The sequence below is a fragment of the Streptantibioticus rubrisoli genome (assembly GCF_024436055.1).
GTDB classification, from domain to species: Bacteria; Actinomycetota; Actinomycetes; order Streptomycetales; family Streptomycetaceae; genus Streptantibioticus_A; species Streptantibioticus_A rubrisoli.
On record NZ_JANFNH010000004.1, the window covers coordinates 86,191 to 106,398 of the forward strand.

The 20,208-nt window shown below is 71.6% G+C and carries 18 protein-coding genes; 8 read left to right on the forward strand and 10 right to left on the reverse strand.

Annotation, left to right across the window (positions count from 1 at the left end; genetic code table 11):
* Positions 1–128: 128 nt before the first annotated feature.
* Complete coding sequence (locus NON19_RS06895; RefSeq protein WP_255925752.1) at positions 129–389, forward strand: hypothetical protein; 261 nt, start codon at positions 129–131, stop codon at positions 387–389.
* Between the two features lie 147 nt (positions 390–536).
* Here the strand turns inward: NON19_RS06895 and NON19_RS06900 are convergent, their stop codons facing one another.
* Both NON19_RS06900 and NON19_RS06905 read right to left on the reverse strand, forming a co-directional pair.
* Positions 537–1,352, reverse strand: coding sequence for an ABC transporter permease (locus NON19_RS06900; protein WP_255925753.1), 816 nt, complete (start codon positions 1,350–1,352; stop codon positions 537–539).
* A complete protein-coding gene (locus NON19_RS06905) occupies positions 1,349–2,299 on the reverse strand; it encodes an ATP-binding cassette domain-containing protein (protein WP_372514022.1) in 951 nt (316 codons plus the stop codon). Before NON19_RS06905 ends, NON19_RS06900 begins: the two co-directional genes overlap by 4 nt.
* Before the next feature lie 81 nt (positions 2,300–2,380).
* Here NON19_RS06905 and NON19_RS06910 point away from each other — a divergent pair, with 81 nt between their 5' ends.
* Positions 2,381–3,076 carry a TetR/AcrR family transcriptional regulator gene (locus NON19_RS06910; protein WP_255925755.1) on the forward strand — a complete coding sequence of 232 codons (696 nt, stop codon included), beginning with the start codon at positions 2,381–2,383 and terminating at the stop codon, positions 3,074–3,076.
* Positions 3,077–3,163: 87 nt separating this feature from the next.
* Here the strand turns inward: NON19_RS06910 and NON19_RS06915 are convergent, their stop codons facing one another.
* The 3 genes from NON19_RS06915 to hmgA form a co-directional block, all read right to left on the reverse strand.
* Complete coding sequence (locus tag NON19_RS06915) at positions 3,164–4,318, reverse strand: type ISP restriction/modification enzyme (protein WP_255925756.1); 1,155 nt, start codon at positions 4,316–4,318, stop codon at positions 3,164–3,166.
* A gap of 82 nt (positions 4,319–4,400) precedes the next feature.
* Positions 4,401–5,147, reverse strand: coding sequence for a GntR family transcriptional regulator (locus NON19_RS06920; protein ID WP_255925757.1), 747 nt, complete (start codon positions 5,145–5,147; stop codon positions 4,401–4,403).
* Between the two features lie 33 nt (positions 5,148–5,180).
* A complete protein-coding gene (hmgA, locus tag NON19_RS06925) occupies positions 5,181–6,530 on the reverse strand; it encodes a homogentisate 1,2-dioxygenase (RefSeq protein WP_255925758.1) in 1,350 nt (449 codons plus the stop codon).
* A 156-nt stretch (positions 6,531–6,686) separates the two neighbouring features.
* Between hmgA and NON19_RS06930 the strand changes: the two genes are divergently transcribed.
* Together NON19_RS06930 and NON19_RS06935 are read left to right on the forward strand one after the other, a co-directional pair.
* On the forward strand, positions 6,687–8,105 hold the full coding sequence (locus NON19_RS06930) for an aldehyde dehydrogenase family protein (RefSeq protein ID WP_255925759.1): 1,419 nt from the start codon (positions 6,687–6,689) through the stop codon (positions 8,103–8,105).
* Positions 8,106–8,136: 31 nt separating this feature from the next.
* Positions 8,137–9,219 carry a zinc-binding dehydrogenase gene (locus tag NON19_RS06935; RefSeq protein ID WP_255925760.1) on the forward strand — a complete coding sequence of 361 codons (1,083 nt, stop codon included), beginning with the start codon at positions 8,137–8,139 and terminating at the stop codon, positions 9,217–9,219.
* A gap of 99 nt (positions 9,220–9,318) precedes the next feature.
* On the opposite strand, the gene NON19_RS06940 is transcribed toward NON19_RS06935, so the two are convergent.
* A complete protein-coding gene (locus tag NON19_RS06940) occupies positions 9,319–9,951 on the reverse strand; it encodes a TetR/AcrR family transcriptional regulator (RefSeq protein WP_255925761.1) in 633 nt (210 codons plus the stop codon).
* Positions 9,952–10,011: 60 nt separating this feature from the next.
* Between NON19_RS06940 and NON19_RS06945 the strand changes: the two genes are divergently transcribed.
* Positions 10,012–11,163: an acyl-CoA dehydrogenase family protein gene (locus tag NON19_RS06945; protein WP_255925762.1), complete on the forward strand. Its 1,152-nt coding sequence runs from the start codon at positions 10,012–10,014 to the stop codon at positions 11,161–11,163.
* A 25-nt stretch (positions 11,164–11,188) separates the two neighbouring features.
* Here the strand turns inward: NON19_RS06945 and NON19_RS06950 are convergent, their stop codons facing one another.
* From NON19_RS06950 to NON19_RS06960, 3 genes are all read right to left on the reverse strand, one after another.
* Complete coding sequence (locus tag NON19_RS06950) at positions 11,189–11,800, reverse strand: TetR/AcrR family transcriptional regulator (protein ID WP_255925763.1); 612 nt, start codon at positions 11,798–11,800, stop codon at positions 11,189–11,191.
* A gap of 65 nt (positions 11,801–11,865) precedes the next feature.
* Positions 11,866–12,327 (reverse strand): MaoC family dehydratase, encoded by a 462-nt coding sequence (locus tag NON19_RS06955; RefSeq protein ID WP_255925764.1) that lies wholly within the window; start codon positions 12,325–12,327, stop codon positions 11,866–11,868.
* A gap of 184 nt (positions 12,328–12,511) precedes the next feature.
* Positions 12,512–13,123, reverse strand: coding sequence for a hypothetical protein (locus tag NON19_RS06960; protein WP_255925765.1), 612 nt, complete (start codon positions 13,121–13,123; stop codon positions 12,512–12,514).
* 218 nt (positions 13,124–13,341) lie between these two features.
* Between NON19_RS06960 and NON19_RS06965 the strand changes: the two genes are divergently transcribed.
* Positions 13,342–16,161 (forward strand): penicillin acylase family protein, encoded by a 2,820-nt coding sequence (locus NON19_RS06965; RefSeq protein WP_255925766.1) that lies wholly within the window; start codon positions 13,342–13,344, stop codon positions 16,159–16,161.
* Between the two features lie 67 nt (positions 16,162–16,228).
* Here the strand turns inward: NON19_RS06965 and NON19_RS06970 are convergent, their stop codons facing one another.
* The gene (locus NON19_RS06970) at positions 16,229–17,434 is read right to left on the reverse strand and encodes a hypothetical protein (RefSeq protein WP_255925767.1); all 1,206 of its coding nucleotides are present in this window, start codon (positions 17,432–17,434) and stop codon (positions 16,229–16,231) included.
* A 205-nt stretch (positions 17,435–17,639) separates the two neighbouring features.
* Between NON19_RS06970 and NON19_RS06975 the strand changes: the two genes are divergently transcribed.
* Positions 17,640–18,422, forward strand: a complete 783-nt coding sequence (locus NON19_RS06975) for an SDR family oxidoreductase (protein ID WP_255925768.1) — start codon at positions 17,640–17,642, stop codon at positions 18,420–18,422.
* Entirely contained in the window at positions 18,419–20,083 is a 1,665-nt protein-coding gene (locus NON19_RS06980; protein WP_255925769.1) for a class I adenylate-forming enzyme family protein, read from the forward strand. Before NON19_RS06975 ends, NON19_RS06980 begins: the two co-directional genes overlap by 4 nt.
* The last annotated feature ends 125 nt before the right edge of the window (positions 20,084–20,208 follow it).

Here is a 20,208-nt window from a genome sequence, read left to right on the forward strand (position 1 = left end):
CCCGTGGTGTCGGGGGCAACACGCCTGTTCGGCAGGTGAATCCGAGGGCTGTGGATGCGCGGGTGACGCGGCGGGGAGGTAGGGTTACGCTGCCCGGGCCGGGTGCCTCGTACGGGTGGGGAGAAGTAATGGAGCAAATAGTGCGCAGCAGGCCGCGTGTGCCTGCGATCAACTGCGGGAGCAGCGCGACCAGTGCGCGCCTCGACCGTCATCTGGCGGTGCTCGGCGGCCCCGCCGTGCCGCCGCGCGAGACGGCTGACGCGACGCTGCTGATGCGGGAGTTGACGGCCCGGGACACCTGCCCGGCCAGGGAGAACCGCGGCGCCCGCGTCTCGCTGTTCGCACCGCTGCGCCGGCTGCGCCGGTCGCTGTTCGGTAGCCGCGGCTGACCTGACGCCGCCTGGACCGACGGGACCCCCGTGCCCCTCGGTCCACCCGGCGCACCCTTCCCCGAGGCCATCCGGCGCCCCAACCCGGCAGGGGGCGCCGACACCGTGCGGTGCGGACATCACCAAGGTGATTCCCGTTCGCGCCGGTCAGCGACCGCTGCGCGCGAACCGCCGTACCGCCAGCGGCACGAAGACCGCGAGCAGCACCAGGGACCACACCAGCGCGCCCGCCACCGGATGCGCCACCGGCCAGGCCGCGCCGGGCTGTGGCAGCGCGTTGCCGGTCAGGTCGCGGCAGGCGGCGACCACCGCGCTGATCGGGTTCCACTCGGCCACCGTGCGCAGCCAGCCGGGCATGCTGGTCGGCGGCACGTAGGTGTTGGAGATCAGCGTCAGCGCGAAGATCAGGCTGCTGAGCTGGCCCGCCGCCTCCTCGTTGCCGAGCAGCAGTCCCAGGTACTGCCCGATCCATCCGGCGGCGAACCGGAACAGCAGCACCAGCCCCAGCGCGCCGAGCGCGCTCGCCGCACCGCCCCTGATGCGCCAGCCCACCGCCAGGCCCGCCAGCACCATGGGCACCATCGCGACGGCGGCGACGAACACCTCCGACAGCGCCTGCCCCAGTGGTACCGCGCTACGGCTCACCGGCAGGCTGCGGAACCGGTCCATCACCCCGCGCTGCGCGTCATAGGCGGCGGTGATCATGCCGGTCATCATGCCGTTCGCGGCGATCGACACGAACAGCCCCGGCACCAGGTACGCGCGGTAGTCCGCGCCGTCCGGCAGGGCCATCGCACCGCCGAAGACATACCCGAACAACAGCAGCATCAGGATGGGTGCGGCGAGGGTGAGCACGATCAGACTCGGTGCGCTGCGCAGCCGTTGCAGATGGCGGATCATCATCGCCCAGCCGTCGTAGGCCCATTGGCCGGGGCGGTCGACTGCGACGGAGGGAGTGGTCATGCGGCTGTCTCCTCAGCGGGGTTGGTGAGGCGTAGGAAGGCCTCGTCCAATGTCGGGCGGCGCAAGGTGGCGTCGATCAACGGGACTCGGGCGGCGTCGAGTTCGCGGACGACCAGCGGCAGGGTCAGGGTCGGATCGGTGGCCACCGCACCGGCGGTGCGGCGTTCCGCGTCGACCACGACCGCGGAGCCGGTCAGCGCGGTGAGCACGTCGGCCGCGGCGGTCAGCGCCCGCTCGTGCTCGACCACCACCTCGGCGTAGGAACCGATCTCGGCCTTGAGCTGGGCTGGGGTGCCGCGCACGGTGGCGCGTCCCTCGTCGACGAGCACCACCTCGTGGGCCAGGCGGTCGGCTTCCTCCAGGTACTGCGTGGTCAGCAGCACGGTCGTGCCGGAGTCGGCGAGTTCGCGGACCGCCGTCCAGATCCCGTCCCGGCTGACCGGGTCGAGGCCTGTGGTCGGCTCGTCCAGGAAGAGCACCCGCGGCCTGCTGAGCATGCAGGCGGCGAGGTCCAGTCGGCGGCGCATACCGCCGGAGTAGGTACGGGTCGGCCGGTCCGCGGCCTCGCCCAGGCCGAACCGCTCCAGCATCCCGTCCGCCCGGGCCCGGCCCGACGCACCGCGCAGCCGGTGCAACCGGGCGAACAGCCTCAGGTTCTGTCGCCCGGTCAAGTCACCGTCCACGCCGGTGTGTTGACCGGTGACGCTGATGCCGGCCCGTACGGCGTGCGGCTCGGTGCGCACGTCGTGGCCCGCGACCCGCGCGGTACCGGCGTCCGGGGGGCTCAGCGTGGTCAGCACGCGGACGGCGGTGGTCTTGCCCGCGCCGTTGCGGCCGAGCAGTCCGCACACGGTGCCTTCGGGGACGGCCAGATCGAGCCCGCGCAGCGCGTGGACCTTGCCGAAGTGTTTCTCCAGCCCCTCACTGAGTACAGCGTACGTAGTCATGGCCCGCAGCATAGCCCACTACGTACGGTGTACGTAACTAGGATGGTGGGACGAGGGAAGCGCGACGACAGGTGATGAGCGATGCCAGGCAGTGAGTCTTCGGACGTACCCGATGTGATCTGGGAGCGCCCGGAGCGTGCCGCCCGTGGGCCCAGGCCCGCGCACAGCCGTGCGGAGATCGCCGACGCGGCGGTCCGGGTCGCGGACGCGGACGGGCTTGACGCGGTCTCGATGCGCAAGGTCGCCGCGGAGATCGGCTGCGGCACGATGTCGCTCTACAACTACGTGGCGGGCAAGGAGGACCTGTACGAGTTGATGGTGGACGCGGTCAGCGGTGAGTACGTCTTCCCCGACCGGCCGTCGGGGGACTGGCGCGCCGACCTGCTGGCACTGGCCCGCCAGACCCGGGCCCTGATGCACCGGCACCCCTGGCTGACCAAGGTGCTGTCGCAGCGCTACATACTGGGCCCCAACGTGCTGCGGTACTCCGAGTACTGCCTGTGGGTGCTGGAGAGTCTGGACCGTGACTCCGGGACCAAGATGGAGCTGATCGGGGTGATCAACGGGTTGGTCACGGCGTACGTGGCCAACGAGTTGGCGATGGGTGAGGGCGCCCCGCAGGAAGTGGCCACCCGCATGGCTTATCTGGCACGTGAGTTGGGCGGCGGTCAGTACCCCCGCCTGGCGGCGGCGCTGGGGAGCGCTCCCGCGCTCACGGACCCGGATGCCACCTTCGACCGCGTCCTCGGGCGGATCCTCAACGGGTACGCGGCGTAGGACCGCGGGCTCGCCCGGGGAAGGGTCCGCGGCGGCGAGCGACCACGGGGGTGGGGTTCGGCGGTGTCGATCCCACCGCGGCCCGCGTCACAGCAGGGCGAACTGGCCGCCAGGCCCCTCCTCCGGGTGGTCGAGTACGGAGGCGGGCCGCCGTGCCGAGGGGGGCACCGGGAGTACGCCCGCGGCACGTAGCTCCGCCGCGCCGGTACGCGGACCCGCGTCCAGGGCGGCGGCCAACTCCGTTCGCCGCGCCCGGAGTTCGGAGAGCAGCGCCAGCACCGTGATGAGCTCCAGCAGATCCGACGTCCACTCCTGCGGCCACGCGGCGGGACCGATCGCCGCCAGCGCACCGGCCTGCTCCGTCCCCTTACGAGCGTCGAACCACGCCTGAAGCACGCGTACTCCGCCCGCGTGGAAGTCCCAAGCCTCGCGCGGTACCGGCGAGATGCGCCCCTCACCCACGAACAGGGCCTCCTCCTGGTCGTCGTACCGCAGCGAGTCCGGCCGGTCGGGCAACGGCGCGCGTACATACGGTCGCCGCCCGCCGGGCAGCCGTGGCCGGGTACCGGTGCGCGCGCCACGGGTGTGGACATCCAGCATCTCGCGGCCCAACTCAACTCCCGCGTCCCACAGTTCACCGCTCGCCGGGAGCGGCACCACCCGGCCCGCGCAGAACGCGGTGATCCACGCCAGCAGGTCCTCGGCACGGACCTCCCGTTCACAACGCTTGCCGAGATGGTCGAGCAGTCCGGGCGCGACATTGGGCTCCACCCCGCCGGGGCGGCGGTACAGCGGACGGATCCGGCCCGGCCCGTCCGGCAGCAGCGCGGTGCACACCACCGCGGAGCCGGAATCCTGCTCAACGGCGAAGACCTGCCGATGGTCCGCGACCCGCCACAACTGAGGGCGGGCGGCGTCCAGCAACCGGTTGTCGGGAATCAGCCACTGCTGGTCGTACGGCCCGTGCAGCACCCGCACCGGATCGGGGCACGGCCCCCGCTCGTCGGCCAGGGTGCCCGACGGCGCGGGATGCCCGGGCAGTTGCGCCACGACGCTGCGCACGGTACGGGAGCGGCTCGGGCAGAACAGCGTCTCGCGCTCGCCGCGCAGCAGGGCGTCCCAACGGGCCCGCAGCGACTTCGAGTCCGGGGCCATCACCCAGCCCCTGCCGAACCGAGGCGGTGCGGTGGACCATGGCATCAGGTCGTCGAGCAGGGGCGCGTCGTCGCTCACCGCACGCATGGTAGTGGGACCGGGCGGCGCCTTCCCGGGGGATGCCCCCCAGCCGGTACACCCACCCTGGGCGCCGCCGCGAGGCGGATCACTACCGCGCCTCCATCGTGACCGAGAAGGTGAACCGGTCGCCGCGGTAGTGGATGCGCGCCACGTCGACCGCCCGGCCGTCCGCGTCGTAGGTGACCCCGGTGTAGTGCAGGATCGGGCTGCACAGCGGTACGTCCAGCAGACGCGCGGTCTCCGGATCGGCCAGCCTGGCCTCCACGGTGTCGGTGATCCGGCTGATCCGCACCCCCAGCCGGTCCCGCAGCACCTTGGTCATCGGCCAGTGTTCGAGATCGGCGAGGTCGATGCGGTCGGCCAGTTCCGGCAGGACGTGGTTCTCCGCCCAGTTGGTGGGCTCACCGCTGTCGTCCCGGCGCAGCCTGCGGTAGGAGACCAGCTCGGCCGCGCCGGGGAAGTGCTCACTGATCTCGGCGGGCACCGGCACCGTGCCGTGGCCGAGGATCGTGGCCCGCATGCCCGACTGCTGGGCCACGATCGCGTCCACCGAACCCAGCAGCCGGACCGGTGCGGCCCGCCGGGCCCCCGGTTCGATGAAGGTGCCGCGCCGCCGGTGGCGGCTGATCAGCCCCTCCTCCTCAAGGGACTTCAGCGCCTGCCGCATGGTGAGCACGCTGACGCCGTAGTGCGCGGCCAGGTCGTCCTCGGTCGGCAGCCGGAGCGGTGCGTCCGCGCTGCGGCCGAGTATGGAGGCGCGCAGTGACTGCGACACCTGGTACCACAACGGGAGTTTGCGGTTCAGGGTGAGCGAATCAGGGGCGAATGAGGTCAAGTCCGCTCCGGCGTACGTGGGTTCGTGGGCGGGCTACGCCCTGAAGTGACGTTCCAGACCCTGCCACACCGCGTCGTAGTCCTGCTGGCGGTGGTCCGCGTGCAGCGCCTGCGCGGTCGGCACCACCGGCCAGCGGGTCTCGAACATGAACGCCAGGCCGTCGTCGACCTTCTGCGGCTTGAGCTCGGCGGCGCTCGCCTTGTCGAAGGTCTCCCGGTCGGGGCCGTGCGCGGACATCATGTTGTGCAGCGACGAGCCGCCCGGCACGAAGCCCTCCGCCTTCGCGTCGTAGGCGCCCTCCACCAGGCCCATGAACTCGCTCATCACGTTCCGGTGGAAGTACGGGGGCCGGAAGGTGTCCTCGCCCACCAGCCAGCGCGGTGCGAAGACCACGAAGTCCACGCTCGCGAGCCCCGGGGTGTCGGTCGGCGAGGTGAGCACGGTGAAGATGGACGGGTCCGGGTGGTCGTAGGAGATCGAGCCGATCACGTTGAACCGGTGCAGGTCGTACACGTACGGCACGTAGTTGCCGTGCCAGGCGACGACGTCCAGCGGGGAGTGGTCGTAGGTGGCGGTCCACAGGTTGCCGCCGAACTTGTTCACCACCTCGACCTGGCGGTCTCCGTCGTCTTCGTAGGCGGCGACCGGTGCCAGGAAGTCCCGTGCGTTGGCGAGCCCGTTGGCGCCGATCGGGCCGAGGTCGGGCAGCCGGAACGGCTGGCCGTAGTTCTCGCAGACGTAGCCGCGCGCCTCGGCGTCCAGCAGCTCCACGCGGAACCGCATTCCGCGCGGAACCAGCGCGATGTGCCCCGGCTCGGCGCGCAGCAGCCCCAACTCGGTGCGCAGCAGCAGCCCGCCGTGCTGGGGGACGATCAGCAGCTCGCCGTCGGCGTCGGAGAAGACCCGGTCGGTCATCGAGCGGTTGGCCGCGTACCAGTGGATGGCCATGCCGCTGCGCTGCAGTACGTCGCCGTTGCCGCCGACGGTCACCAGGCCGTCCAGGAAGTCGGTGGGCTCCTGCGGCACCGGCAGCGGGCTCCAGCGCAGCCGGTTGGGGTCCGGCACGGTCTCGGTGAACGGCGCGCTGCGCAGGTGCCTGCTGTCGATGCGGTGGAACGGGGGATGTGCGGCCGACGGCCGGATGCGGTAGAGCCAGCTGCGCCGGTTGTGGTGGCGCGGCTCGGTGAACGCGGTGCCGGACAGCTGCTCCGCGTACAGCCCGAGGGGTGCGCGCTGCGGTGAGTTGCGGCCGACCGGCAGTGCGCCCGGTACCGCCTCACTGACGTGTTCGTTGCCGAAGCCGGAGGAGTACGTGAGCGCCTCGGCGGCCTTGCGGGCCGCCTCCACGCCGTTGTCCCCTGCCCCGTCCCGCGTGCTGCCCATGGCGTGCTCCCGACCTCCGAGTGCTGGAATCCTATGCCCGAACATAGGATTCCAGCGGCGTGCCGTCAATCACCCCCGGCATGCTGGTGCCCCGGTAACTAGCGCCGTTAGTTTGAGGTCTGCAGGCAGCCGTACCCGGCTCGGAAGGACGACGACGTGCAGGCTCACGACGGGATGTACATCGACGGCGAGTGGCGGCGCGCCGCGGGCCAGGACCGGATCGAGGTGGTCAACCCGGCTGACGAGACGCCCATCGCCTCGGTGCCGGCCGGTACCGCCGAGGACGTGGACAGCGCGGTGCGCGCCGCCCGTGCCGCCTTCCGAGGCTGGGCCGAGACACCGCCCGCCGAGCGTGCCGCCCGGATCGCCGCGCTCGCCGAACGGCTCACCGCCCGGCGCGAGGAGATCGCCCGGACCGTGACCGCCGAACTCGGCGCACCGCACACCTTCAGCGGCAGGGTCCACACCGCCATGCCGATCTCGGTCGCCGCCTCCTACGCCCAACTGCTGGAGGGCTACGAGTTCACCGAGAAGGTCGGCAACTCCGTGGTCCACCACGAACCCGTGGGCGTCGTCGCGGCGATCACCCCGTGGAACTACCCGCTGCACCAGATCGTCGCCAAGGTGGTGCCCGCGCTGGCCGCCGGGTGCGCGGTCGTCCTCAAGCCCGCCGAGGACACCCCGCTGGTGGCCCGGCTGTTCGCCGAGGCGGTGCACGAAGCGGGCTTCCCCGCGGGGGTGTTCAACCTGGTCACCGGGCTCGGCCCGGTCGCGGGCCAGGCGCTCGCCGAGCACGCGGGCGTGGACCTGGTCTCCTTCACCGGATCGACCGCCGTCGGCAAGCTGATCGCGGCCACCGCCGCCCGCTCGGTGAAGCGGGTGGCGCTGGAACTCGGCGGCAAGTCCGCCAACGTCATCCTGCCCGACGCCGACCTGGCCCGCGCGGTCAACATCGGCGTCGCCAACGTCATGGCCAACTCCGGCCAGACGTGCAGCGCCTGGACCCGGATGCTGGTCGACGCCGACCGCTACGAGGAGGCGGTCGAGTTGGCCAGGGCCGCGGTCGCCAAGTACGTACCCGGTGACCCCACCGACCCGGACACCCGGCTCGGCCCCCTGGTCAGCGCCGCACAACGGGAGCGGGTGCGCGGCTACATCGCCAGCGGTCTGGCACAGGGCGCGCGGCTGGTGGCGGGTGGCCCCGAGGCGCCGGAGGGCAGCGAGCGCGGGTACTACGTCCGGCCGACCGTGTTCGCCGATGTGACACCGCAGATGACCATCGCCCAGGAGGAGATCTTCGGGCCGGTGCTGTCGATCATGCGGTACGAGAACGAGGAGCACGCCCTGGAGATCGCCAACGGCACGGTCTACGGCCTGGCCGGGGCGGTGTGGTCGCAGGACGAGGCGGCGGCGGTGGCGTTCGCCCGGCGGATGGAGACCGGCCAGGTGGACATCAACGGCGGCCGGTTCAACCCCCTGGCGCCGTTCGGCGGTTACAAGCAGTCCGGCGTCGGACGGGAACTCGGCGCCCACGGGCTGGCGGAGTTCCTCCAGACCAAGTCCCTGCAGTTCTGATCATCCGTCGTCGCGTTCGTTAGGAGAGACCGTGGTCCGCGCCGCCGTACTGCCCGCCGTGGGTGCGCCGTTGGAGATCGTCGAGATCGGCCTGCCGGATCCCGGCCCCGGTCAGGTCAGGGTCCGGCTCGCCGCCGCCGGGGTGTGCCACTCCGATCTGTCGCTGGCCAACGGGACGTTGCGGCAACCCGTTCCCGCGGTGCTCGGACACGAGGGCGCGGGCACGGTCACCGCGGTGGGCGAGGACGTCGCCGGTGTCGCGGTGGGGGACCGGGTGGTGCTCAACTGGGCGCCGTCCTGCGGCGGTTGCCACTTCTGCGGGCTGGGCGAGCCCTGGCTGTGCGCCAACGCCGCGGCGGGTGCGGCGGCTCCGTACGCGGTGTGCGCGGCGGACGGCGCCGAGCTGTACCCGGGGCTGGGCACCGCCGTCTTCGCCGAGGAGACGGTGGTCGCCGCGGGCGCGGTGCTGCCGCTGCCGGACGGGGTGCCGCTGACCGAGGCCGCGTTGCTGGGGTGCGCGGTGCTCACCGGGTACGGCGCGGTGCACCACGCCACCCGGTTGCGGGCGGGGGAGACGGTCGCCGTGTTCGGCGTCGGCGGGGTGGGGCTCGCGGTGCTCCAGTCGGCCAGGATCGCCGGGGCCGGTGCGGTGATCGCCGTCGATGTCGCCCCGGGCAAGGAGGAGTTGGCGCGCGCCGCGGGTGCCACCGACTTCGTGCTCGCCGCCGATGACACCGCCAAGCGGATCCGCCAGCTCACCGGCGGGTACGGGGCCGACGCCGCGATCGAGTGCGTCGGGCGCGCCGACACCATCCGTACCGCCTGGTCCGCCACCCGGCGCGGCGGCCGGACGACGGTGGTCGGCATCGGCGGCAAGGAGCAGCAGGTCACCTTCAGCGCCCTGGAGATCTTCCACTTCGCCCGCACCCTGACCGGTTGCGTCTACGGCAACAGCGATCCGGCCAGGGACCTCCCGGTCCTCGCCGAACATGTCCGTACCGGCGGACTCGACCTGTCCGCGATGGTGACCGACCGGATCGGCCTGGACGGGATCCCCGAGGCGTTCGACGCGATGCTCCAGGGCCGCGGCGGGCGCGCGCTGGTGGTCTTCTAGACGCTGGCGGCGCCCCGAAAGGGCGCGCAGGACTGCGCGGTCGGCCACAATGGCGCCGCAGCCGATCGACGGAATGTCGCCGTACCCCCGGCGGAGCGCTCAGCGGAGCCGCTCGTACTGCAGGGCCAGGCCGTCCACGAGGGCGCGCAGGCCCGCCTCGAACGCGCCCTCGTCCACGCGGCGTTGGTGCTCCGGAAGCAGATGGGCCTGGCCGAGGTGCGGATAGTCGGCCGGGTCGTAGGCGGTCGGATCGTCCACGAACCCCCGGGCGAAGGAGCCGAGCGCCGATCCGGCGACGAAGTACCGCATCATCGCGCCGATCCGGGTGGCGTGCGCGGGCGGCCAGCCCGCGGCCACCATGCCGCCGAACACCGCGTCGGCCAGCCGCAGTCCGGCCGGTCGGCGGCCGGGCCCCTGGGCCAGGAACGGCACGATGTGCGGATGCGCGGCCAGCGCCGCGCGGTACGACCGCGCCCAGCGCACGAGAGCGTCCGGCCAGGGCGTGCCGTCGTCGAACATCGACAGGTCCACCTGGGCGACGACGGTGTCCGCGACCGCGTCCAGGATCTCGTCCTTGGTGCGGAAGTGGTTGTACAACGACGGCCCGCTGACGCCGAGTTCGGCGGCGAGCCGCCGGGTGGAGACCGTCTGCAGCCCTTCCGCGTCCACCAGCGCCAGCGCCGTGGCGACGATGCGCTCTCGGCTGAGCAGGGGCTTGCGGGGGCGTGCCATGCGGCACATAGTAGAGGCCGCCATGGAAAACTAGCAGCGCTAATTTATGAGGGGTGCGCCGTGGACCTTGAGCTGAACGAGGAGCAGGCCGCGGTTCGGCAGCTCGCCAGGGACTTCGTGGAGCGCGAGGTCACCCCTTACGCGGCGGCCTGGGACCGCGCGGAGCGGGTGGACCGCGGGATCGTCAAGAAGCTGGGGGACCTGGGCTTCCTCGGCATGACGATCCCGGAGCAGTACGGCGGTTCGGGCGGCGACCACCTCGCGTACTGCCTGGTCACCGAGGAGTTGGGGCGCGGTGACTCCTCGGTGCGCGGGATCGTCTCGGTCTCGCTGGGCCTGGTGGCCAAGTCCGTCGCGGCGTGGGGGAGTGAGGAGCAGAAGCGGCAGTGGCTGCCCCGACTGTGCTCCGGTGCGGCGGTCGGCTGCTTCGGCCTCACCGAGCCGGGCACCGGCTCGGACGCGGCCAACCTCACCACCAGGGCGGTACGGGACGGTGACGGCTATGCCGTGACCGGCGGCAAGATGTTCATCACCAACGGGACGTGGGCGGACGTGGTCCTGGTCTTCGCCCGTACCGGCGCGCAGCCCGGGCACAAGGGAATCAGCGCGTTCCTGGTGCCCACCGACACCCCCGGTGTGGAACGCCGGGAGGTGCACGGCAAGTTGGGGCTGCGCGGCCAGGCGACCGCGGAGATCGTGTTCGACGGTGCCCGGGTGCCCGCCAGCGCGATGCTGGGCCCCGAGGGCAAGGGGTTCGCGGTCGCCATGTCCGCGCTCGCCAAGGGGCGGATGTCGGTGGCGGCCGGGTGCGTGGGGATCGCGCAGGCCTGCCTGGACGCGGCGGTGGCGTACGCGGGGCAGCGTGAGCAGTTCGGCGCGCCGATCGCCCAGCACCAGTTGGTGCAGGAGCTGATCGCCGACATCGCCGTGGACGTGGCCGCCGCCCGCCTGCTGACCTGGCAGGTGGCCGACCACATCGACCGCGGCCTGCCGTTCGCCACCCAGTCCTCGATCGCCAAGCTGCACGCCAGCGAGGCGGCGGTGCGCTGCGCCAACAACGCCCTCCAGGTCTTCGGCGGCTACGGCTACATCGACGAGTACCCGGTCGGCAAACTCCTGCGCGACGCACGGGTGATGACCCTCTACGAGGGCACCACCCAGATCCACAAGCTCCTGATAGGCCGTGCTCTGACGGGCGTGTCGGCCTTCTAGGCACGGGCCGGTAGCGCCGGGTCCGCTACCCGGGGCGGACCATGCGCAGCACAAGGTCGGCGTACAACTCGCCGATCTGGTCGGGGGTGCGGCGGCCGTCCGGGTTGAACCAGCGGGCCACGTCGATGCACAGGGACAGCACCGCGAGCGTGGTGCCGGAGACGTCGGGGACGTCGAAGTCGCCGGAGCGCACGCCGTCCTCGATGATCGAGCGCATCGTCGCCTCGCTGCGCCGACGCAGTTCGACGATCTCCGCGTAGTGCTCCGGGCCGAGCGCGCCCAACTCGTACTGGACCACCCGGCCGGTGGTGTGGTGCTCGGCGTGCCAGCGGACGAAGGAGCGCACCGCGGTGCGCAGCCGGCCGGCCGGGGTACCACCGCCCTCGGCGGCCTGCCGGAGCAGGGTGAGGGAGCGGCGGTGACCCACGCCGCTGATCTGGTAGAGCAGTTCTTCCTTGGTCTTGTAGTGGATGTAGAGCGCGGCCGGGCTCATCCCGGCGCGCCCGGCGATGTCGCGCGTCGTCGTGGCGTGGTACCCCCGCTCGGCGAAGGCCTCCACCGCGGCAACCACCAGCCGTCTCGCCGCATCCGGGGTGATGTCACCCCACACCTCGGTCTCCATCGCCTGAGCATCCATGCGGACACCTTACCGCCACCCTGAGCAACCGCTTAGCCGCCTGCCGCCGGGTGGCCCCGGGCGCCTCACAGGTAGAACCGGGCCACCGTCTCCGCCACGCACACCGGCCTGTCCCCGCCCTCCCGCTCGATGGTCACCCGGGTGACCAGTTGCACCCCGTCCGCCACCTCGCTCACCTCGGCGATCACCGCGGACGCCCGCAGCCGTGAGCCGACCGGCACGGGAGCGGGGAAACGCACCTTGTTCACACCGTAGTTGACCCCCATCCGCACCCCCTCGACCCGCATCAGCTCCGGCATCAGCGAGGGGATCAGGGAGAGCGTCAGGTACCCGTGCGCGATGGTGCTGCCGAACGGACCCCGCGCGGCCTTCTCCGGGTCGACATGGATCCACTGGTGGTCGCCGGTCGCCTCCGCGAACAGATCGATCCGCTTCTGGTCGATCTCGATCCACGGCGAGTGGCCGAGCTCCTCCCCGACGGCCGCCCGCAGTTCGTCGACCGACGTGAAGACCCTGGCCTGCGACATCTGTTGCCTCCCACATGCTTGGGTGCCGGAGCGATTGCTGTCTAAGCGCTTGCTCAGCATGGTTCGCCGGAGGCCGCGTGTCAACGTGGCCGAAGTGTTCGCTCGCCGCCGCGATGCAGACCCGCCCGCGACGGCGAGACGGCTCAACAGCGGCGGCCCGCACCGGCCGCGCCCGACTGCGGGCTCACCGCACCGCGTACCGGCTCTCCCACGCGGCGGCCCGGGCCGCCGCGAGAGCCTCGGCGGACAGCACCGGCACCGGCACCACGATGCCGCACTCCGTGCACACCGGCCCCGCGGCCGGATCGTGGCGCAACCCTTCCCGCCACACGATGCGCGTGGCACCGCAGACCGGGCAGCAGTCGCCGGGCGCCGAGTCGAGGGCGGTGATCAGTCGGCGCAGCACCTCGGCGAGCCGCCCCGTCGGATGGACGGCCGGATCGTCGCACCACGCGACGCCGTTGCCGCCCCAGGTGCGGCGGTGCCAGTCGTCAAGGCTGGTGGGACGGCGAATGCCGTCGTGCTTCTCACGCTTGCGACGGGCGGCGAACTGCGCCTCGTAGGCCAGCCATACCGCCCGCGCCTCCTCCAACTCCTCCAGTGCCGCCATCAGTTGTGTTTGGCGCGGATGTCGGTCGTCCGGCGCGAATCCGGCGCGCAGGCACAGGTGGTGCCAGGTCGCCCGGTGGCCGTACGGTGCGAAGCGCTCCAGGCACCGGCGTAGTGAGGTGCGTTGCTCGGCGTCTATCAGACGGGGGTCGCGTACCCGTCTCGCGAGACTGCGGAACCCGGCCATCTCGTACCACCTCCGTCACAGTGGACCACAGCGGACCACATCACCTCGTGGCGCTATGGAATGGACGTACCGGCCCTTCGATCGGCTCCCGGCGTGAAGGAGTTGTGGAGACGAGGGCCGTAGATCCAGCCGAGATCGCAGACATGACGGCGGCTCATCTTCCCGCATAGCCCTACCGACGGTAACGTCCGTCGCATTCCCCCCAGGGAGGAGCAGGAATGCGACGACGCACCCGCACTCTCAGAACCGCGGCGGCGACCGCGCTACTCGCGCTGGGCGTCACCGTGATCGGACCCGTACCTCACTCGGCGGTCGCCGCCGACCCCGGCGACGACTACTGCCAGGGCCAGTGCGACGACATCCTTCCGCCCGGTGAGAACGGCAACGCCACCCTCGCCGACATCCTCGGCAACAAGCTGTTCGGCACCCATCCCGCGCACACCGAGGACCAACTCGGCACCTATGGCGCACTGCCCGGCGGCTACGGTTCGCTGACCGACGCCACACTCGGCGACTACTACAACAGCTCGTCGTTCGGCGTCCCGCCCGACCAGATCGAATCCGTGCAGCACCCGCGTTCCGACGTCACCGTCACCCGTGACAGGTCCACCGGCGTCCCGCACATCCAGGGCACCACCCGCTCCGGCACCGAGTTCGGCGCCGGATACGCAGCGGCCGAGGACCGGTTGTGGTTGATGGACCTCTTCCGGCACGTCGGCCGTGGTGAGTTGACCTCCTTCGCGGGCGGCGCCGCCGCCAACCAGGGCCTGGAGCAGCAGTTCTTCAGCGCCGCCCCCTACACCGAGGCCGATCTGCAGGCCCAGGTGGACCGGATCGCCAGCACCAACGGCGCCCGCGGCCAGCAGGCGCTCGCCGACGCGCAGTCGTACGTGGACGGCATCAACGCCTACATCGGCCAGGCCAAGCCCGGCCGGTACTTCCCCGGCGAGTACGACCTCACCGGCCACATCAACGCCATCACCAACGCCGGGGAGATCGAACCGTTCAAGCTCACCGACCTGATCGCGCTGGGCGCCGTGGTGGGCGCGCTGTTCGGCTCGGGCGGCGGCGGCCAGGTCCAGTCGGCGCTCGCTCTCCAGGCCGCCCAGAACAAGTACGGGGTGGTCAAGGGCACCCAGGTCTGGGAGGCGTTCCGGGAGCGCAACGACCCGGAAGCCGTGCTCACCGTGCACGACGGGCAGACCTTCCCCTACGCCGACCAGCCCGCCCATCCGCGCGGCGAGGCGTTGCCCGACCCGGGCTCTGTCGTCCCGGAGCAGCTCGTCTACGACCGCACCGGTTCCGCCGCCTCCAGCAGCAGGGCCCCGGCGCGTACCCCCTTACACGTTCCGGCGAAACTGCGGCCGCTCCAGGGCATCTTCGACAACGGTGTACTGCCCGGCAACCTGCTCTCCACGCCCAGGAAGGGCATGTCCAACGCACTGCTGGTTTCGGGTAAGTACACCGCCAGCGGGCACCCCGTCGCCGTGTTCGGCCCGCAGACCGGCTACTTCGCCCCGCAGTTGCTGATGCGCGAGGAGTTGCGGGGACCCGGGATCAGCGCCCGGGGCGCGGCCTTCGCGGGCCTGAACATGTACGTCGAACTCGGCCGCGGCCAGGACTACGCGTGGAGCGCCACCTCCGCGGGGCAGGACGTCACCGACACCTATGCAGTCGAACTGTGCGACCCCAGTGGGAAGACGCCCACCATCGAGTCCGACTCCTACCTGTGGCACGGCAGTTGTGTGCCGTTCGAGAAGATCGAGCGCACCGACTCCTGGTCGCCGACGATCGCCGACTCCACCGCCGCGGGCTCGTACCGGATGCAGGTCTACCGCACCAGGTACGGTCTGGTGACCGCCCGCGCCACGGTCGGCGGCAAGCCCGTCGCGTACACCTCGCTGCGCAGCTCCTACCAGCACGAGGCCGACTCGATCATCGGCTTCCAGATGCTCAACGACCCCGGCTTCGTCCATGACGCCAGGAGCTTCCAGCAGGCGGTGCAGCACATCGACTACACCTTCAACTGGTTCTACGCCGACTCCCAGGACATCGCCTACTACAACTCGGGCACCAACCCGGTGCGCGCCGCGGACGTCGACCCCTCGCTGCCGGTGCTCGCGGAGCAGAGTTACGAGTGGCAGGGCTTCAACCCGGCCGACAACACCTCGGCGGACACCCCGCCGTCCGAGCACCCGCAGTCCATCGACCAGGACTACTACGTCTCCTGGAACAACAAGCAAGCCAAGGACTACAGCTCGTCCGGGTTCGGCGACGGCTCCGTGCACCGCGCCAACCTGCTTGACGACCGGGTCAAGCGCCTGGTGAAGCAGGGCGGAGTCACCCGTGCCGCGCTCACCCAGGCGATGGCCGACGCGGCCGTCACCGACCTGCGCGGCGAGGACGTGCTGCCCGAACTGCTCGCGGTACTGCGCGGCAAGCCCATCACCGACCCCCAACTCGCCAGCGCCGTAGCGGAACTGGCGAACTGGAGCAACGACGGCGCCAAGCGCAAGGAGAACTCGCCCGGCTCGCACACCTATGCCGACTCCGACGCGATCCGCATCATGGACGCCTGGTGGCCGCTGCTCGTCAAGGGCGAGTTCGAGCCCGGGCTCGGCAGCGACCTGTACAACGCGCTGACCGCCAACCTCGGCGTGGACGAATCACCGTCGGCAGGGCACGGGCCGACCGGCTCGCACGCCGGAAGCTCCTTCCAGCTCGGCTGGTGGTCGTACGCGGACAAGGACCTGCGCGCGGTGCTGGGCAGGCCGGTCCAGGGCGGCCTGGCCGAGAAGTACTGTGGGGGCGGCGATCTGCCCGCCTGCCAGTCGATGCTGCTGACCACCCTCAAGCAAGCGGTGGCCACCCCGGCCGACCAGCTCTATCCGGGCGACGGCACCGGGTGCGCGGCGGGTGACCAGTGGTGCGCGGACTCCATCGTGCAGCGGCCGCTCGGCGGCATCAGCGACGACCGCATCTCCTGGCAGAACCGCCCGACCTACCAGCAGGTGGTCGAATTCCCCAGCCACCGCTAGGAGTTCACCGCAGATGGTGTGCGCTCCCGCCGACCACGGGAGCGCACACCACCGGGCAACCGGCCGCCTAATGCGCTATCCGGCCCGCCAGCAGCACCAGCCGGGCCAGCCCGGCGTGGCAGATGTCCATGTGCGCGCCCATCGGCGGATAGCCGCGCCGCACCACACTGGAGACGTCCACGCTCACCAGCCCGGACCGCGGGAAGTGCCGCCCGGCCGACGGCGCGGTGTCGGCGAGCGTCAGGCGTACGGCGTCGCTCGCGGTGGGCAGCCCGTGGTACCCCACCGCGGCCGGGCTTCCGGTGCTGCCCGAGGTCCGCCACGCCAGCGGGTACAGCGTGCCGAGCCCGTCGTCGTAGCGCGAATGGCACACCACCATCGGCCCGCCCAGCCGTTGCCGGGTGCCGCGCAGCGCGTGCGAGGTGACCGCGCCCTGCAGCAGCGTCACCGAGGCGGCGATCGCCCCGGCCGCCCGCACCCCGGAGAGCGCCAGGCGGGCGCCGAACCCGTGGCCGAGCAGATGGACCCGCACCCTGGGGGCCACGTCGGCGAGTTGGTCGAGCAGTTCGGCGAGCCCGATCTCGCCTATCAGGTCGGCCTGGCGGCAGATCCGGTAGTAGACGAGTTGGCGCAGCACCTCCCGGGCGCCGCTCCACCGGCGGAAGGAGGCCGCGTCCGGCGCGTTCTCGCGGGCCATCGGAACGGTTTCCGCGCCGGTGCTCTCCAGCGCCGCCGCGAACTCCTCGCAGATCCGTTCGGCATCACCGGTGAGTATCGCCAGCCGGGCCTCGGGGGCGAACCTGCGGGCCAGTTCGATGAACTCGACGAGCCGCCCCGGTGACGCCGGTCGCTCCCGCAGCAGCGTCGCCATGCGCCGTATCTCGTGGGACCGCGACGGAAACAGAGCGAGCAGACCGTCCAGTGTGTCCTTGTCCAGGCCGCGCTGGACCGCCAGGTTCGCCGCCTGCTCCGCGAGCATCGACGGCCGGTAGTCCACCAGCGGTTCCTCGGTGAAGCGCAACGAGGGCCAGTACACACCCGCGTAGCCCACCACCGCGTCCTTGCGGCCGCGTTCCAGTAACGCGGGGAAGGGGGTGAAGAAGCGGCGGTAGACGCGGATCGCGGTGGGCAGGTCGTTGTTCCAGCCGTGTGCGAAGAGGATCAGGTCCGTGATCCCGCTCCCGGCCGCGCCCAGTATCAGCCGGTCCCGCTGTTCGGGATCGGCGCTGCCCTCCGCGTCGATGGTCACCGTCCAGTACGGATCGACCCCCATGGCCCCCATCGGCATGCCCCCCTGCCGTTCTTCCCCGCCGCCCCCAGCGTCCCCCCGGCCAGTGTGAGCTACACCCATCACCGCCGGAAGACGCTGTTCCGGCCAGCTGTCCGAGAATCTCACCCCTTCCCGAGGTCATACCGACCGGTTAGTATGCGCCCTAGTCGCAGACGGAGACGATCCGACCAACCGAAGGGACTCCGGCGTGGGCGCGCACCAGGACACACGGATTGTGGTCACCGGCGCAGGACGCGGCATCGGGGCCGCCCTGGCCCGCAGATTCGCCGCCGAAGGCGCCCGCCTGGTGGTCAACGACCTGGACGCCGACGCCGCGCGGGCCGTCGCCGACGAACTGGGCGCGGTGGCCGTCCCCGGCGACGCCGCCAGCGAGCACGGGGTGGGCGAGCTGATCAGCAAGGCCCGCACCGCGCTCGACGGGCCGGTGGACGTCTACTGCGCCAACGCGGGCGTACCGACCGGCGGCGGGCCCGAGGCGCCGGAGGCGGACTGGGCGCAGGCGTGGGAGGTCAACGTGATGGCCCATGTGCGGGCCGCCCGGGCGCTGCTGCCCGAGTGGCTGGAGCGCGGCCAGGGCCGGTTCGTCTCCACGGTCTCCGCCGCCGGACTGCTCACCATGATCGGCGCGGCCCCCTACTCCGTCACCAAGCACGGCGCGTTCGCCTTCGCCGAGTGGCTCTCGCTGACCTACCGGCACCGCGGCATCCATGTGCACGCGGTCTGCCCGCAGGGCGTGCGCACCGACATGCTGGACGGCACCGGCGCCGCGGGGCAACTGGTGCTCACCCCCACCGCGATCGAACCCGAGAAGGTCGCCGACGCCGTGCTCGCCGGAATCGCCGACGAACGCTTCCTGATCCTGCCGCACCCCGAAGTCGCCGAGTTCTACGCCAACCGGGCCAGCGAACCCGACCGCTGGCTGGGCGGAATGAACAAGCTGCAGCGGCGACTTGAGGACGGCAAGGCGTGAGGTACGCCGACAAACCCTGGCTCCAGCACCTCAGCCCCGAACACCTCGCACCGGTCGATCCGCCGCCCACCATGCTGCACGCGTTCCGCGCCTCGGCCCGCCGCGTCCCCGACCGCACCGCACTCGCCTACTTCGACGGACGAGTGAGCTACGCCGAGGCCGACGCGCTCTCCGACGGCATCGCCAACCACCTTCTGGCACACGGCTTCCGGCCCGGCGACCGCACCGCGATCGTGCTGCAGAACACCCCGCAGTTCGTCCTCGCGCTGCTCGGCACCTGGAAGGCGGGCGGCACCGCGGTGCCGGTCAGCCCGATGTACAAGGGCCGGGAGCTCGAACACGTGCTGCGCGACGCCCAGGTGACGGCCGTCGTCTGCCACGAGCGCGGCTGGACCTCGTACATCCGCCAGACCGTCGCCGACTCACCGGTCAGCATCGCGCTCACCACCAGCGAGTCGGACCTGCAAAGCCGCGACGACCACCGGGTGCTGCCGCCCGACGCCCGCACCCGCCCCGAGGACTGCGACGACCTGCTGGCCGCCGCCCGCGCTGCGGCGGGCGCGCCGGTGCCCGATCCGGGGCTCGGCCCCGACGACGCCGCGCTGCTCACCTACACCTCCGGTACCACCGGCATGCCCAAGGGCGCGCTCAACACCCACGGCAACATGGCCTACAACGCACAACGCCAGTGCCAGGTCCTCCAGTTGCCCGACGGCGCGACCGTCTTCGCGCTGGCGCCGCTGTTCCACATCAGTGGAATGGTCTCGCAACTCGCCGCCGCCATCACCGGCGGTTCCACCCTGGCGATGGCGTACCGCTTCGAGGCGGGTGCGGTGCTGGACGCCATCCGCGAGCACCGGCCCGGGTACATGGTGGGCCCGTCCACCGCCTACATCGCGCTGATGGCCAGGCCCGACGCCAGCGCCGACGACTTCGCCTCCTTCAAGTGGCTCAGCTCCGGCGGCGCACCGCTGCCGCCCGCCGTGGTCGAGGAGTTCCAGCGGCGGTTCGGCCACTACCTGCGCAACGGCTACGGGCTCACCGAGTGCACCGGTGCCTGCGCCAGCGTGCCGCCCGGCAGGCAGGCCCCGGTCGACCCGGTCTCCGGGACGCTGGCGGTGGGTGTGCCCGGACCTGACACCGTGATCCGGATCGTCGACGAGAGCGGCGCCGACGTGCCGTTCGGCGAGCACGGTGAGATCGCGGTGCGCGGCCCCATGGTGGTGCCCGGCTACTGGCGGCGGCCCGAGGAGTCGGCCGCCACGCTTCCGGAGGGTGAACTGCGCACCGGCGACATCGGGTTCATGGACGAGACGGGCTGGCTCTATGTGGTCGACCGCAAGAAGGACATGATCAGCGCCTCCGGTTTCAAGGTGTGGCCACGCGAGGTCGAGGACGTGCTGTACACCCACCCCGCCGTACGGGAGGCGGCGGTCGTCGGCGTACCCCACCCCTACCGTGGCGAGACGGTCAAGGCGTACGTCAGCCTCAGACCCGGTACCTCGGTGGACTCCCGCGCGCTGATGGCGTACTGCAGGGAGCGGCTCGCGGCGTACAAGTACCCGCGCGAGGTGGAGTTCCTCGCCGAACTGCCCAAGAACACCAGCGGAAAGATCCTCCGCCGCGAGCTGCGCGGGCTGCCGGGGCAACGAACCGGCTAAGCAGATCGGGCCGAGTCCGCTGCGGTCCGGCAGCGCCCTTGAAGGGGCGCGGGGAACCGCGCGACCAGCCACCATCGTGCCGCGCACGATCGATGGCACATCGCGGCACTCCCAGCGGAGCGTTC

What these genes read in the sequence shown, in the direction of transcription:
- NON19_RS06895 (WP_255925752.1), top strand. Translation starts at nt 129, where the DNA reads ATGGAGCAAATAGTGCGCAGCAGGCCGCGTGTGCCTGCGATCAACTGC.
- NON19_RS06900 (WP_255925753.1), bottom strand. Translation starts at nt 1,352, where the DNA reads ATGACCACTCCCTCCGTCGCAGTCGACCGCCCCGGCCAATGGGCCTAC.
- NON19_RS06905 (WP_372514022.1), bottom strand. Translation starts at nt 2,299, where the DNA reads ATGACTACGTACGCTGTACTCAGTGAGGGGCTGGAGAAACACTTCGGC.
- NON19_RS06910 (WP_255925755.1), top strand. Translation starts at nt 2,381, where the DNA reads ATGCCAGGCAGTGAGTCTTCGGACGTACCCGATGTGATCTGGGAGCGC.
- NON19_RS06915 (WP_255925756.1), bottom strand. Translation starts at nt 4,318, where the DNA reads ATGCGTGCGGTGAGCGACGACGCGCCCCTGCTCGACGACCTGATGCCA.
- hmgA (WP_255925758.1), bottom strand. Translation starts at nt 6,530, where the DNA reads ATGGGCAGCACGCGGGACGGGGCAGGGGACAACGGCGTGGAGGCGGCC.
- NON19_RS06940 (WP_255925761.1), bottom strand. Translation starts at nt 9,951, where the DNA reads ATGGCACGCCCCCGCAAGCCCCTGCTCAGCCGAGAGCGCATCGTCGCC.
- NON19_RS06950 (WP_255925763.1), bottom strand. Translation starts at nt 11,800, where the DNA reads ATGGATGCTCAGGCGATGGAGACCGAGGTGTGGGGTGACATCACCCCG.
- NON19_RS06955 (WP_255925764.1), bottom strand. Translation starts at nt 12,327, where the DNA reads ATGTCGCAGGCCAGGGTCTTCACGTCGGTCGACGAACTGCGGGCGGCC.
- NON19_RS06960 (WP_255925765.1), bottom strand. Translation starts at nt 13,123, where the DNA reads ATGGCCGGGTTCCGCAGTCTCGCGAGACGGGTACGCGACCCCCGTCTG.
- NON19_RS06965 (WP_255925766.1), top strand. Translation starts at nt 13,342, where the DNA reads ATGCGACGACGCACCCGCACTCTCAGAACCGCGGCGGCGACCGCGCTA.
- NON19_RS06970 (WP_255925767.1), bottom strand. Translation starts at nt 17,434, where the DNA reads ATGGGGGTCGATCCGTACTGGACGGTGACCATCGACGCGGAGGGCAGC.